The sequence below is a fragment of the Alteromonas naphthalenivorans genome (genome assembly GCF_000213655.1).
In the GTDB taxonomy this organism is placed as follows: domain Bacteria; phylum Pseudomonadota; class Gammaproteobacteria; order Enterobacterales; family Alteromonadaceae; genus Alteromonas; species Alteromonas naphthalenivorans.
Map to the genome: position 1 here is coordinate 29304 of NC_015554.1, position 14794 is coordinate 44097.

The window sequence follows — 14794 nt, forward strand, 5'->3', positions numbered from 1 at the left end:
TTTATGTCGAAAATTGATCATTCACTTTTCTCTGCGCACGAACATGCCTTAGAAGACGCTTTCGGTGATTGTCCCGATTGCGGTAAACCACTGCATATAAAAAACAGCAAATCAGGCCCTTTTATTGGCTGCACCGGTTACCCAGATTGCCACTTCAGCAAGCCATTACACGATAAGCAAACCACCTTATTAAAACTACTGGATGGGGTTACCTGCCCAGAGTGTGATTCTACCTTGGCTATTAAGAAAGGGCGTTTTGGTATGTTTATAGGCTGTACCAATTTTCCTGAATGCCACTATATCTCGCCAATTAAACAGCAAGAAGACACCCACGTTACTTGCCCTAAGTGTAAAAAAGGACAACTTGCGTCCCGCACCAATAAATACGGTAAGCAGTTTTTTGCGTGTGACCATTATCCCCACTGTCGTTATGTGCTAAATTTCACGCCAGTAAATGAAGCATGCCCCGATTGTGGCTGGGCCGTTCTGATAAAAAAGAAAGGCCAAATTTGTTGCCCTCAGCCAGGGTGTGGCTTCAAAAAAGACGATAAATAACACCTACAGAGAAAAGCACTAATGAGTATCCCGACCAAGGGGCAAGTAGACACTAGCGACCCAATTGTATCCGCGTTTAAAAATGGTGACTTATTGGTTTACCCTACTGAAGCGGTTATGGGCATAGGCTGTGACCCAGACAACGAAGAGGCTGTGTTAGCGCTCTTAGCATTGAAGCAGCGCCCCATCGAAAAAGGGGTGATTTTGATTGCCGCTAACTATTCTCAGCTATTACCTTATATAAATGATGAAGCCATACTTCAGCACAGACGTACTGAAATTGTGTCCAGTTGGCCTGGGCCAAATACTTGGCTGCTACCCAAGTCGGCGTCGACGCCACAATGGTTAACTGGCAAGCATGAAAAAATAGCGGTTCGAGTCAGCAACCATCCAGTGGTTAAAGCTTTATGTGAAAAGCTAGAAAAGCCACTTGTATCTACAAGTGCCAACCTAACTGGCCAACAACCCGCAATCACCCAGCAGGACGCAATCAATATATTTGGTGATAGTGTTTTCTATATTGATGGAGAAGTAGGTGGCCACGCTAAACCCAGTACCATCCGTGACGGCGACACCGGAGAGATAATAAGATCATGATTGACCCCCAACACGTAAATCAACAGTTAGACGGTAAAGACGCCGGTGAAGTAATAGAACAAGTAAAAGCGTACTTACTGTCATTGCAAGACAACATTTGCCAAACCTTAGAACTTGCCGACGGTAAAGGGCAGTTTAAAGAAGACTCTTGGGTTCGCGAGGAAGGTGGTGGCGGGCGTTCTCGGGTCATTAAAAACGGCGCAGTAATAGAGCAAGGTGGGGTGAACTTTTCTCATGTATTTGGAAGTCAGATGCCGGCGTCTGCCACGGCTCACCGTCCGGAACTTGCGGGTAGAAACTTTCAAGCCATGGGGGTCTCGTTAGTTATTCACCCACACAACCCCTATATTCCGACGTCTCATGCAAATGTACGCTTTTTTATTGCCGAAAAAGAAGGTGAAGCGCCTATTTGGTGGTTTGGCGGTGGGTTCGATTTAACCCCGTTTTATCCCTTTAAAGATGACGTCGTGCATTGGCACAATACCGCGAAGAAATTGTGTGCTCCCTTTGGTGAAGACGTGTACGGGAAATATAAGAAGTGGTGTGATGACTACTTCTTCTTAAAGCATCGCAATGAAACACGTGGTGTAGGCGGTTTATTCTTTGACGATTTAAATGATTGGGGTTTTGAAACTTCATTCAACTTTATGCAGGCAGTGGGCAATGGTTTTGTCGATGCTTACGTACCTATCGTAGAAAAGCGAAAAAGCACCTCATACGGTGAAAGAGAGCGTGACTTTCAGCTCTATCGCCGTGGTCGCTATGTAGAATTCAACTTGGTATTCGATAGAGGCACCTTGTTTGGGTTACAAACTGGTGGTAGAACCGAATCAATCTTAATGTCTATGCCACCGCTTGCCCGATGGGAGTATTGCTATACTCCAACTCCAGGTAGCGCGGAAGCAAAGCTAACTGACTGGCTTCAGCCTACAAACTGGTAATATTTTGCACCATGGGTTCTTCCTGTGGTGCCATTCCCTTGATCCACATCAAATTCCCTCATTACCAAGCTATGTAGCTAGATTGCACCTTGCGCTGGATCAAAATATTTTCTTTTTAAACGTTTACAGTGTCGTCATTATCATTAAACACACAAGAGACACACAATGCGTACACACACACTTTCAGCCATATGTATTTCTTTAGCGCTAGCCGCTCCTTTTGCTTCAGCTCATGAAAAGGGTGATTGGATAGTTCGTGGTGGATTAACAACCGTTGCGCCCGACGAATCAACCTCTAACATCATTGCAGGTGGTAGCGATTTAGGTGTAGCACTGACTATCGATAACGATACCCAGTTAGGATTAAACGTTGCTTATTTCATCACCGACAATATCAATGTTGAATTGTTGGCCGCAACGCCGTTTACTCACGATGTGAATTTTTCGGTTAACGATCCACTAGGGACAGGCAATACATTGGGAGAAGTCACGCACTTACCCCCAACTGTTACTGTTAACTACTACTTCAACGATGCTAATGCTGCTTTTCAACCTTATATTGGTGCAGGTTTAAACTATACCTTTATCTTTGATGAATCATTTACGGATGCAAATAAAGAAGCAGGCCTTGAAGATTTGTCTTTAGATAATTCTGTAGGTATTTCTGCACAAGTGGGAATGGACTATCAAATAGATAAAGAGTGGCATGTTAATGCGTCAGTACGTTACATCGATATTAACACCGAAGCGTCATTTACCGTAGGTGGTGCAGAAGGTAACGTAAACGACATTGATATTGACCCTTGGGTTTATACCTTGTCTGTAGGCTATACATTCTAAGATTTATCTAATGAGGTAAGTTACGTTTATATAAGTGGCTTCTTAAGCTCGGATAACCTTGAATCTTAATCTGAAGCGTTCCGTATTTCACGGAGCGCTTTTTATTTAGTATTAATCATATGCGTGGCAAGTTGATCTAGCGCGTTAAGAAGTTGCTGCGCCAACGGAAGGTCATCAACCGTCTCGTGCATGGCTTTTCGCATACAGTACATCCACTGGTCTTTTAATTCTGGTGTAACACTAAAAGAAAGATGTCGTGAACGTAGCCGTGGGTGACCATATTGCTGCTGATAGGTATCAGGCCCGCCTAACCATAAACTTAAATAAAGAAAAAACACTTCTCTGATTCTATCTGTTGGCTGAGGATGAATAGCGTAAAGCTCTTTTGCAATAGGATCATCACGCATAATGTCATAAAAACGGTTTGCCAAAAGGCGTACCTTATCTTCTCCACCTATTCGGTAATATGGTGTAGTCTCTGACACAGCAGGTTTTTCCTTTCGTATCGATTTAAAGAAGTTAGACATTCCCATGACAGACAGCCTTATTAATAACAATTCAATGAAAAAGTTTGCCGTTTTCGGTAACCCTATAGTTCAGAGTCTATCACCAACTATTCATCAAATGTTCGCTAAGCAATGCGGCGAGCAAATTAGTTACGAAAAAATCCTCGCCCCAGAAGATGGTTTTACGCCTGCAGCGAACACATTCTTATCGCAACCTGGCGCGGTAGGCTGCAATGTCACTATGCCTTTCAAACAAGATGCCTTTGCGCTTGCCAGTGTAGACGACCAAGCTGCGTTAGATGCAAAAGCGGTTAATACATTAATGAAGCGTAGCGATGGCACCATTGCAGGTTTTAATACCGATGGCGTAGGGTTAGTTAATGACTTACTTAATCATGGTGTACAACTGCAAGGTAAACGCGTGCTATTAATAGGTGCAGGTGGAGCGGCAAGAGGTGTAATAGCACCGCTTATTGCTTCAGGTATTGCATCGCTACATCTTACTAATAGGACAAAAGCGAAGGCCGAAACAGTGGCAAGTGAAACGGGTGGAGGTAAGGTGAAGGTAGTAGGTATAGAAGACTGCGATAAAGTAGCTCCACATATCATTATTAACTCAACCGCAGCGAGCTTAAGCGAAACTCTGCCTTTTGATATGAACGCAACGCTATTTAAAGAATGCGAAACAGCGTATGACATGGTTTATCGCGCAGAGCCGACTTACTTTATGCAACAAGCATTATCGTTAGGTGCGTTACAGGTACTTGATGGTTTAGGTATGCTGGTGGAACAGGCTGCCGCGTCATTTACAATATGGACAGGCTACAAACCAAAGACCAGTGCGGTAATTGATGTATTACGTAGCCAGTTAAAGGCAAAGTAATCGACAATGGTATAAGCAAGCAGGCTGTTAAGCCTGCTCCTCTCTATATTCATCTTTTAATTTTACGTAGTTCAACGCTGATTGTTTTAGAAAGGCTGTCTCGCTTTCCTTTAATGGGCGTTTCTTTACAGCTGGGTTCCCTACATAAAGGTAACCACTTTCGAGTCGCTTATTTGGTGGTATTAAAGCACCGGCTCCAATAAAGACATCATCCTCTACAATAACACCGTCCATTACAATGGCGCCCATTCCTACCAAGATACGATTTCCAAGCACGCAGCCATGAAGCATACATTTATGCCCTACGGTAACGTCATTTCCAATAATAAGGGGGAAACCATTAGGATTAGAAACGGATTTACGAGAAACATGCAACACACTGCCATCCTGAATATTGCTGCGTGCCCCAATTGAAATATGATTTACGTCACCTCGGGCAGCGACTAAAGGCCAGATGCTTGCGTCTTCGCCTAAGGTAACGTCGCCAACAATAACAGCTGACTCATCTATATAGCAGCGTTCGCCGAGCGTGGGAGAAGTTGATTGATAGTTTCTGATTGTCAAAACAGCACCTTTATATATAAATTCATCTGTTGAGAAAGCATTAAAACAGAGAATAGGGGTGAAGAACCAATCTTATTCAACCATTGCCTAAGTAAAAATAGGCAATGAGACTAATAGGAAATCAGTGAAAATCCGAATTTATGTGTGATTTATAGGCTGTGTGGTTGGTATTTTAAGCACTTAAACGAAATGTGACACTTTTTTGAAATCAGAGGTTGACGCAGGCTCAGAAATCTCTAGAATGCGCATCCGCTTCGACAGGAAAGTGAAACAACTTAGACTGACAAAGCAAGTCACTACTTACCTTTAAGGTCAAGTGTGACGGGGTTTTAAAGAAAACACTTCAGAAAATAAATTTTCAAAAAGTGTTGACACTGAAAACTTCAAGCGTATAATACGCACCTCGCTCAAACAGAGTGAGTCACCAAAAAGCAACGGCTTACGGTGAGGTTACGTTAAGTGGCCACGTTCTTTAACAATTTAGACAAGACAATCTGTGTGGGCACTCATTAAGAGTGTCACACAACGACGATTCATATTCGATATATTTAATTGAAGAGTTTGATCATGGCTCAGATTGAACGCTGGCGGCAGGCCTAACACATGCAAGTCGAACGGAAACATGTCTAGCTTGCTAGATGATGTCGAGTGGCGGACGGGTGAGTAATGCTTGGGAACTTGCCTTTGCGAGGGGGATAACAGTTGGAAACGACTGCTAATACCGCATAATGTCTTCGGACCAAACGGGGCTTAGGCTCCGGCGCAAAGAGAGGCCCAAGTGAGATTAGCTAGTTGGTGAGGTAAAGGCTCACCAAGGCAACGATCTCTAGCTGTTCTGAGAGGAAGATCAGCCACACTGGGACTGAGACACGGCCCAGACTCCTACGGGAGGCAGCAGTGGGGAATATTGCACAATGGGGGAAACCCTGATGCAGCCATGCCGCGTGTGTGAAGAAGGCCTTCGGGTTGTAAAGCACTTTCAGTTGTGAGGAAAAGTTAGTAGTTAATACCTGCTAGCCGTGACGTTAACAACAGAAGAAGCACCGGCTAACTCCGTGCCAGCAGCCGCGGTAATACGGAGGGTGCGAGCGTTAATCGGAATTACTGGGCGTAAAGCGCACGCAGGCGGTTTGTTAAGCTAGATGTGAAAGCCCCGGGCTCAACCTGGGACGGTCATTTAGAACTGGCAGACTAGAGTCTTGGAGAGGGGAGTGGAATTCCAGGTGTAGCGGTGAAATGCGTAGATATCTGGAGGAACATCAGTGGCGAAGGCGACTCCCTGGCCAAAGACTGACGCTCATGTGCGAAAGTGTGGGTAGCGAACAGGATTAGATACCCTGGTAGTCCACACCGTAAACGCTGTCTACTAGCTGTTTGTGGCTTTAAGCCGTGAGTAGCGAAGCTAACGCGATAAGTAGACCGCCTGGGGAGTACGGCCGCAAGGTTAAAACTCAAATGAATTGACGGGGGCCCGCACAAGCGGTGGAGCATGTGGTTTAATTCGATGCAACGCGAAGAACCTTACCTACACTTGACATGTTGAGAAGTTACTAGAGATAGTTTCGTGCCTTCGGGAACTCAAACACAGGTGCTGCATGGCTGTCGTCAGCTCGTGTCGTGAGATGTTGGGTTAAGTCCCGCAACGAGCGCAACCCTTGTCCTTAGTTGCCAGCATTTAGTTGGGCACTCTAAGGAGACTGCCGGTGACAAACCGGAGGAAGGTGGGGACGACGTCAAGTCATCATGGCCCTTACGTGTAGGGCTACACACGTGCTACAATGGCATATACAGAGGGATGCGAGACAGTGATGTGGAGCGGACCCCTTAAAGTATGTCGTAGTCCGGATTGGAGTCTGCAACTCGACTCCATGAAGTCGGAATCGCTAGTAATCGCAGGTCAGAATACTGCGGTGAATACGTTCCCGGGCCTTGTACACACCGCCCGTCACACCATGGGAGTGGGATGCAAAAGAAGTAGTTAGTTTAACCTTCGGGAGAACGATTACCACTTTGTGTTTCATGACTGGGGTGAAGTCGTAACAAGGTAACCCTAGGGGAACCTGGGGTTGGATCACCTCCTTACCAAAATGTCGATGGTGACATTGTTAGTGTAGTGCCTACACAGATTGTTTTGTTATTAAATGAAGAACGCTAAATGTAATACAAACACTATTACGCAGCGGATTTGTCGGTCAGGCAACGCCGCCAGAAATTTGTTTAAGTTTATGATCATTGATTATAACTGAACTTGTTTCGTAGCGAGGCAGTTGAGCGATAAATACCAAGCATAGGCTTGTAGCTCAGCTGGTTAGAGCGCACCCCTGATAAGGGTGAGGTCGGCAGTTCAAGTCTGCCCAAGCCTACCATTTCTTATTAAATAGGGAATGTCACTAGTTAAATCTCAGATAACTAGTTTTACATATGGGGCTATAGCTCAGCTGGGAGAGCGCCTGCCTTGCACGCAGGAGGTCAGCAGTTCGATCCTGCTTAGCTCCACCACTTTTAAGTGCATTTACACAAGTGTATTTAAAAGTGGTATTGATTACCGCGAATGTTCTTTAACAATTTGGAAAGCTGATATTTAATTAGTAAATCAATCAAAATTTGAGTAATTGAGAAGTCGAAAGACGTACTTACTACTCTACTTGACTTGAATTGCTTGTTATCGAAAAGCGTTGAAAAGCGTGCCAATCGGCAAGTCCGATTAGCAAGAAGATAGCAAGGCAATTTCACGATTAGCTTGTCATGCATACAACTGAGTTAGATCTCATCCAGTCCTGATTTCAAAAGGCGGGAGAGTTCTTCGCTCAATCATTGTTTTAATAACACTTCGGTGCTTATTAGTGCAATGGGCGAGGTAACAGTTTCTAGTCGACTAAATCGACGAGTAAGCGAAGGCACATACTTTTAGTATGTAACTGAGCGAACGAGGAAAATTTAGGAAGAATAGGAAGTGTTAACGAAGGCCATTTGGGGTTGTATGGTTAAGTGACTAAGCGTATACGGTGGATGCCTTGGCAGTTAGAGGCGATGAAGGACGTGTAAGTCTGCGAAAAGCTGTGGTGAGCCGACAAAATGCATTTGAGCCACAGATGTCCGAATGGGGAAACCCACCTATTTATAGGTATCGTTACATGAATATATAGTGTAACGAGGCGAACGAGGGGAACTGAAACATCTAAGTACCCTTAGGAAAAGAAATCAACCGAGATTCCCCTAGTAGCGGCGAGCGAACGGGGATTAGCCCTTAAGCAATTATGAACGTAGTGGAAGCCTCTGGGAAGTGGCGCGATACAAGGTGATAGCCCTGTACACGAAGTGTTTGTTTTTGTGAAATCGAGTAGGTCGGGACACGTGTTATCTTGACTGAATATGGGGGGACCATCCTCCAAGGCTAAATACTCCTAACTGACCGATAGTGAACCAGTACCGTGAGGGAAAGGCGAAAAGAACCCCTGTGAGGGGAGTGAAATAGAACCTGAAACCGTATACGTACAAGCAGTGGGAGCCCCATCACTAAGTGCCTTTAGTGATGTGACTCACAAAGTGCAACCGTTTGATAAGCGTTAACGTTGACCTGCGAAGCAGCCAACGGTAAACCGCCAAAAATCAAGCAGGGTGCTTAGTGATGGGGTGACTGCGTACCTTTTGTATAATGGGTCAGCGACTTATATTTAGTAGCAAGGTTAAGCGAATAGCGGAGCCGTAGCGAAAGCGAGTGTTAACTGCGCGTTTAGTTGCTAGGTATAGACCCGAAACCCGGTGATCTAGCCATGGGCAGGTTGAAGGTTGAGTAACATCAACTGGAGGACCGAACCCACTAACGTTGAAAAGTTAGGGGATGACTTGTGGCTGGGGGTGAAAGGCCAATCAAACCGGGAGATAGCTGGTTCTCCCCGAAATCTATTTAGGTAGAGCCTCGGACGAATTCCATTGGGGGTAGAGCACTGTTAAGGCTAGGGGGTCATCCCGACTTACCAACCCTTTGCAAACTCCGAATACCAATGAGAACTATCCGGGAGACACACGGCGGGTGCTAACGTCCGTCGTGAAGAGGGAAACAACCCAGACCGCCAGCTAAGGTCCCAAAATATTGCTAAGTGGGAAACGATGTGGGAAGGCATAGACAGCTAGGAGGTTGGCTTAGAAGCAGCCACCCTTTAAAGAAAGCGTAATAGCTCACTAGTCGAGTCGGCCTGCGCGGAAGATGTAACGGGGCTAAGCAATATACCGAAGCTGCGGATACGTGTTTACACGTATGGTAGGGGAGCGTTGTGTAAGTGGATGAAGGTGGATTGAGAAGTCTGCTGGACATATCACAAGTGCGAATGCTGACATGAGTAACGATAATGGGAGTGAAAAACTCCCACGCCGGAAGACCAAGGTTTCCTGTCCCATGCTAATCAGGGCAGGGTAAGTCGGCCCCTAAGGCGAGGCAGAAATGCGTAGTCGATGGGAAACGGATTAATATTTCCGTACTTATATAATCAGTGATGGAGGGACGGAGAAGGCTAAGCAAGCTTGGCGTTGGTTGTCCAAGTGAAAGCAAGTAGGCCGAGAATTTAGGTAAATCCGGATTCTTAAAGCTGAGATGCGAGACGAGCCACTACGGTGGTGAAGTTGTTGATGCCCTGCTTCCAGGAAAAGCTTCTAAACTTATGATTATATGAACCGTACCCCAAACCGACACAGGTGGTCAGGTAGAGAATACTAAGGCGCTTGAGAGAACTCGGGTGAAGGAACTCGGCAAAATTGTACCGTAACTTCGGGAGAAGGTACGCCCTTGTTTGTGATAGGACTTGCTCCTTGAGCAGATGAGGGCCGCAGTGACCAGGTGGCTGGGACTGTTTATTAAAAACACAGCACTCTGCTAACTCGCAAGAGGACGTATAGGGTGTGACACCTGCCCGGTGCCGGAAGGTTAATTGATGGGGTTATCTTCGGAGAAGCTCTTGATCGAAGCCCCGGTAAACGGCGGCCGTAACTATAACGGTCCTAAGGTAGCGAAATTCCTTGTCGGGTAAGTTCCGACCTGCACGAATGGTGTAACCATGGCCACGCTGTCTCCACCCGAGACTCAGTGAAATTGAAATCGCAGTGAAGATGCTGTGTACCCGCACCTAGACGGAAAGACCCCGTGAACCTTTACTACAGCTTGGCACTGAACATTGAACCTACATGTGTAGGATAGGTGGGAGGCTTCGAAGCACAGTCGCTAGATTGTGTGGAGCCGTCCTTGAAATACCACCCTTGTATGTTTGATGTTCTAACATTGGTCCCTTATCGGGATTATGGACAGTGTCTGGTGGGTAGTTTGACTGGGGCGGTCTCCTCCCAAATAGTAACGGAGGAGCACGAAGGTTAGCTAATCACGGTCGGACATCGTGAGGTTAGTGCAATGGCATAAGCTAGCTTAACTGCGAGACAGACACGTCGAGCAGGTACGAAAGTAGGTCATAGTGATCCGGTGGTTCTGTATGGAAGGGCCATCGCTCAACGGATAAAAGGTACTCCGGGGATAACAGGCTGATACCGCCCAAGAGTTCATATCGACGGCGGTGTTTGGCACCTCGATGTCGGCTCATCACATCCTGGGGCTGAAGTCGGTCCCAAGGGTATGGCTGTTCGCCATTTAAAGTGGTACGCGAGCTGGGTTTAGAACGTCGTGAGACAGTTCGGTCCCTATCTGGTGTGGGCGTTGGATGATTGATGGGAGCTGCTCCTAGTACGAGAGGACCGGAGTGGACGAACCGCTGGTGTTCGGGTTGTCATGCCAATGGCATTGCCCGGTAGCTACGTTCGGAACGGATAACCGCTGAAAGCATCTAAGCGGGAAGCCGGCCCAAAGATGAGTCATCCCTGACTTTTAAAGTCCGGAAGGGTTGTTATAGACGATGACGTTGATAGGCAGGATGTGGAAGCGTTGTAAGGCGTTAAGCTAACCTGTACTAATTGCCCGAGAGGCTTAACCATACAACGCCCAAGAGGCTTTATATCTTGAGTGTTGTAAGACAAAGCTAATAGCAACGAGAGTAGTAGTACTCAGTGCTCAAAGATTGATTACGTGAATATCAGAATTCCTAAATTGTTAATTATTAAAGTAATATGGACTAAATAAGTCGGTATTACGCAAACAAGCGTTTGCAACCAGTTTTTCCTGGCAGCCATAGCGATACGGTACCACCTGATCCCATTCCGAACTCAGAAGTGAAACGTATTAGCGGCGATGGTAGTGTGGGGTTTCCCCATGTGAGAGTAGCACACTGCCAGGTCCCATTCGAAGAAAGGGCTATCCTAACGGATAGCCCTTTTTTATGCGTGATAGAAAGTGAAACGTATTAGCGCATGCCGCAAGCCAAGTCCCATTCAAAGAAATTGCTTCACAACGATTGCTTCACAACGATTGCTTCACAACGATAACTAGCCTAACGAATAGCCCTTTTTTATGCATGATAGAAATAAAAGTACTCGCTATAGCACAAACAAGAGAAGGCTAAAGGTAAACTTAGCTTATGTATTTTTATAGTGATACGGTAAAGTAATATTACTTTTATGCTTCAATCCTAACTCTGTCCCTAATAATGATAAATCTAGACTATGTAAAACTATTTACTCGGGTAGCTGCCACTCAAAATATATCTAAAGCTGGGGCTGAATTTGGCTTGTCATCGGCTGTGGCTAGCGCTCATCTTAGTAAGTTAGAGGAAAGTCTGGGTGTTCGGCTAATACATCGTACAACTCGAAAAGTATCGCTTACCGATGAAGGGGAGGAATTTCTTCCAAAGGCTAGGGATGTTCTTGTGTCAGCGGATATAGCTGTATCGTCGGTGAGAGGGGGAGCTAAGCCCAGTGGAAAATTACGAATAACAGCACCGGTTTCTTTTAGTCATATACATTTAATACCAGCATTAAATGAATTTATGGGAATTTTTCCTGATTTATCTGTAGAGCTTCGTCTCAGCGATACAATAGTCGACATTGTTGAGGGGGGATTTGATATTGCAATCCGAAATGCTGAGCTTAAAGATTCTGCATTGATAGCCAGGAAACTCGCTATAGACAATAGAATTATCTGTGCCTCACCAGAGTACCTTGAAAAGCATGGTAGGCCAGCAACCCCTGAAGCACTGCCAAAGCATAATTGTATTAACCTAATTGGTAATGACAATTGGCTGTTTAGAACCTCAAAGGGCCTATTAAATATTAAGACAAGAGGGGCTTTTACCACGGACAACGGCAAAGCAGTTTGCGATGCATGCGTGAACGGGATGGGGATTGTAATGTGCTCTACATGGATTGCTTATGAGCATTTACGAGCTGGGACCTTAGTCCAAATTCTTGAAGACTACCCATTAGAGGCTGATGCCTCTATATGGGCTGTTTACCCTTCTTCGAAATTGGTTGCCCCTAAAGTTCGTGCGTTTATAGATTACTTTTCTGAGCGTTATGGAAGCCCACCATACTGGGATAGGGTACAGTGAAGTAGTTTTCCAATATAACGGCCAAATTTATTTGGCCGTTTATTAATATGACCGCGGTAGGGATGATTATTTAATAGGCACTACTGATATTGTAAAAGGTGTATCTGGTTTAGTATTAACCATAGTTGGCGTACCAAATGCAGCGTCAAAATTAGTTACATAGGCAATACCACCACGTACAATAACTTCTCCAGGCGCATCTAACATGTTATTACTGCCGTCAGTATTTCCGTTTTTGGCAAGCAATGTAGCTTGGCCATTCATATCAATACGGTAAACGGCATTATCAAATAAATCGGTAATGTAAAGTGCATTAGAAGGTGCATCCCACTGGATGCCATCACTTGCGATCAAACCTTTATTAAACAGTGTAGTTTCAAGCTTAGAGCTATCTTCATTGAAAGTGCTTTTGTAGATGGTACCGTCTTCCATAATACCGGTATAAAGGTTGCCCTGCCCGTCAACTGCCAAGCCATTTGCACCAAAGCCAAGGCTACCGTCTGATTCAAAGATCTCAAATAGGTGTGAGTCGTGGTTGTTTTTGCTCTGGTATTTAGAAATCTGTAAAGGATTTTCAGCGCTAAGTTCATCTATCCTGAATTTATACACACCACTTGTCGTTGATATTCCTTTCTCAGTTGAAAGTACCGTATCAGAGATAAACACATCATTGCCCCTCCACGCTACTGCGTTAGGAAATGAGAACCCTTTTGCAACAACGTCGACATCAATGGCTTTACCATCTATAACATTCACTCGAAGCAAACGAGACTCACCGCCAAACCATAATTGCATGTCGGCAATATAGATGTTTCCATCTGGACCTTTAGCAATCCCCATGGGAGTGACAACACCGCTGTTTGGCTCTAAATCCTGTTGTTTAAATGTGTACCACACAGACACTTGATTTTTGTTATCAATAAGCCCAATCGTTGGAGCTGCCGCTTTAGTTAAAACACCTTGCTCTACAAGCGTCTGGTTATGTAGGTTAGGTGATGTGAACAAAATATTGTTATCTGAATCAAGTGAAAAGCTTGCTGGAGAGTTAAATTGTGCAGGTAAATCTTGCAGCGAGTATTGTTGCTGGGCTAATACTGTTTGAGAGCATGCTGACAGCGTAACAATAGTAAGCACTACACTTAATAAATTTGTATATTTGTTTAGAATTTTCATGGCGTACCTTTAAATTGTTAACATATTTGCTAAACACAACCGATAACGATTAGATTGCTCTTATCGGCTTACTCATAAGATTGACTATTTTGCAAAACCACCAAGCGGTTTCAGTAGTAGTGGTGAAAGTGAAGCGTGCATCTCACGTAGCTCTTGTGGTAAGTCACCTAGGTGTACCATACGGGTGGGTGTTGCTGCTGCAATCCATCGTTCGGCATGATCATTCCAGTTTTCGATATGAATAAAAGAAGCTTCTAAATCTCGAAAACGCTCGTAAACTAGTATGTCACCCTCATCAGATAGGTAATATTGATAGTTTAGTGTGCCTTCTTCTGTTTTGGCTCGTGCAACTTGAGAATTGATTACTTCTTTAAATGCTTCGAACTGGCCTTGATTCAGTTTTGCCTCCACAATCCAACCAAAATTTTCGAAGCTAGTATCGTTTCCATTTTCAATTAGGCTGCCTTCATACTCTTCTCTTGCAAAACCAGCCAGAGGCTTTAACCAAGTAGGTGCTAGCGAAGCATGACGTTCACGAACATCATCTGGCAAGTCACCAAGATGAAGCATGCGTGTTGGTTCCGCCGCTGAAATCCAGCGTTCTGCATGAGCATCCCAGTTTTCGATATGCTCATGTGATGCATCGGCATCAGCAAAACGCTCGTAAACTAAAATATCGCCGGCGTCTGACAAGTAATATTGATAGTTGAGCGTACCTTTTTCATTCAAAGCACGGTTCACTTGCGAATTCATTACCGCTTTAAAGTTTTCTAGCTCACCCTCTTTAAGCTTTGCTTCAACAATCCATCCAAAATTCGTAAACATGATTTTCTCCAATTTAGTGGAAGCTCTATTTCTTCCGACTTAATAAAAATTTTATATCGAGTCGATAAGTTAACGACGGAAGAAAGATTAACAGAGGAAATTAGCTTTGATAATGAAGGTAATCAGTGAAAACTTCTTAGATTTTGTTGATAATGAAGTGGGTAAGATGGTAACTCACGCAAAAAATCTGCTGATTCAGAAACGCTGATTTATGCGGGTAAATAATTAATCCCTGAACGTCCGCCTTGGGTTTTAGGCCGAAGAGACTATTACAAGTGCGTAATGTCCGCAATTGACACATATGGAACTACCAGGTCCCATTGAGCCCTATGATTCAGAATTACAAATTAAAGTCTATTTAGGTAAACAGTATGAACACCAAGCGATTCCAAAAACATTCCACAGAAATTGCCTATGAAAGCCTAGTGA

The 14794-nt window shown here is 44.7% G+C and carries 10 protein-coding genes, 2 tRNA genes and 3 rRNA genes; 11 read left to right on the top strand and 4 right to left on the bottom strand.

Going from position 1 to position 14794, the window contains the following annotated elements; translation table 11 throughout:
* Positions 1-3 precede the first annotated feature (3 nt).
* From AMBT_RS00125 to AMBT_RS00140, 4 genes are all read left to right on the top strand, one after another.
* On the top strand, positions 4-555 hold the full coding sequence (locus AMBT_RS00125) for a DNA topoisomerase family protein (protein WP_013782530.1): 552 nt from the start codon (positions 4-6) through the stop codon (positions 553-555).
* 21 nt (positions 556-576) lie between these two features.
* On the top strand, positions 577-1152 hold the full coding sequence (gene tsaC, locus AMBT_RS00130) for an L-threonylcarbamoyladenylate synthase type 1 TsaC (RefSeq protein WP_013782531.1): 576 nt from the start codon (positions 577-579) through the stop codon (positions 1150-1152).
* The gene (hemF, locus tag AMBT_RS00135; protein WP_013782532.1) at positions 1149-2093 is read left to right on the top strand and encodes an oxygen-dependent coproporphyrinogen oxidase; all 945 of its coding nucleotides are present in this window, start codon (positions 1149-1151) and stop codon (positions 2091-2093) included. The genes tsaC and hemF overlap by 4 nt, the downstream gene beginning before the upstream one ends.
* Positions 2094-2258: 165 nt before the next feature.
* Complete coding sequence (locus AMBT_RS00140; RefSeq protein WP_013782533.1) at positions 2259-2933, top strand: OmpW family outer membrane protein; 675 nt, start codon at positions 2259-2261, stop codon at positions 2931-2933.
* Between the two features lie 101 nt (positions 2934-3034).
* Here AMBT_RS00140 and AMBT_RS00145 read toward each other — a convergent pair whose 3' ends face one another.
* A complete protein-coding gene (locus AMBT_RS00145; protein WP_013782534.1) occupies positions 3035-3466 on the bottom strand; it encodes a group II truncated hemoglobin in 432 nt (143 codons plus the stop codon).
* Positions 3467-3494: 28 nt separating this feature from the next.
* Between AMBT_RS00145 and aroE the strand changes: the two genes are divergently transcribed.
* Complete coding sequence (aroE, locus tag AMBT_RS00150; RefSeq protein ID WP_041452655.1) at positions 3495-4322, top strand: shikimate dehydrogenase; 828 nt, start codon at positions 3495-3497, stop codon at positions 4320-4322.
* A 27-nt stretch (positions 4323-4349) separates the two neighbouring features.
* Here the strand turns inward: aroE and AMBT_RS00155 are convergent, their stop codons facing one another.
* Positions 4350-4886, bottom strand: coding sequence for a gamma carbonic anhydrase family protein (locus tag AMBT_RS00155; RefSeq protein WP_013782536.1), 537 nt, complete (start codon positions 4884-4886; stop codon positions 4350-4352).
* A 549-nt stretch (positions 4887-5435) separates the two neighbouring features.
* Here AMBT_RS00155 and AMBT_RS00160 point away from each other — a divergent pair.
* From AMBT_RS00160 to AMBT_RS00185, 6 genes are all read left to right on the top strand, one after another.
* Positions 5436-6968: ribosomal RNA gene (locus tag AMBT_RS00160) — 16S ribosomal RNA — on the top strand.
* A 207-nt stretch (positions 6969-7175) separates the two neighbouring features.
* Positions 7176-7252: transfer RNA gene (locus AMBT_RS00165), tRNA-Ile, on the top strand.
* A 57-nt stretch (positions 7253-7309) separates the two neighbouring features.
* Positions 7310-7385: transfer RNA gene (locus AMBT_RS00170), tRNA-Ala, on the top strand.
* Positions 7386-7868: 483 nt separating this feature from the next.
* Positions 7869-10859, top strand: a 23S ribosomal RNA gene (locus AMBT_RS00175).
* A gap of 183 nt (positions 10860-11042) precedes the next feature.
* Positions 11043-11158, top strand: a 5S ribosomal RNA gene (rrf, locus tag AMBT_RS00180).
* The 16S, 23S and 5S rRNA genes sit together here with 2 tRNA genes alongside, the layout of an rRNA operon.
* A 309-nt stretch (positions 11159-11467) precedes the next feature.
* Positions 11468-12367, top strand: a complete 900-nt coding sequence (locus AMBT_RS00185) for a LysR family transcriptional regulator (RefSeq protein WP_013782537.1) — start codon at positions 11468-11470, stop codon at positions 12365-12367.
* Positions 12368-12433: 66 nt separating this feature from the next.
* Here the strand turns inward: AMBT_RS00185 and AMBT_RS00190 are convergent, their stop codons facing one another.
* Both AMBT_RS00190 and AMBT_RS00195 read right to left on the bottom strand, forming a co-directional pair.
* The gene (locus AMBT_RS00190; protein WP_013782538.1) at positions 12434-13540 is read right to left on the bottom strand and encodes an NHL repeat-containing protein; all 1107 of its coding nucleotides are present in this window, start codon (positions 13538-13540) and stop codon (positions 12434-12436) included.
* An 84-nt stretch (positions 13541-13624) separates the two neighbouring features.
* Entirely contained in the window at positions 13625-14365 is a 741-nt protein-coding gene (locus tag AMBT_RS00195) for a putative quinol monooxygenase (RefSeq protein ID WP_013782539.1), read from the bottom strand.
* Positions 14366-14794: the final 429 nt, after the last annotated feature.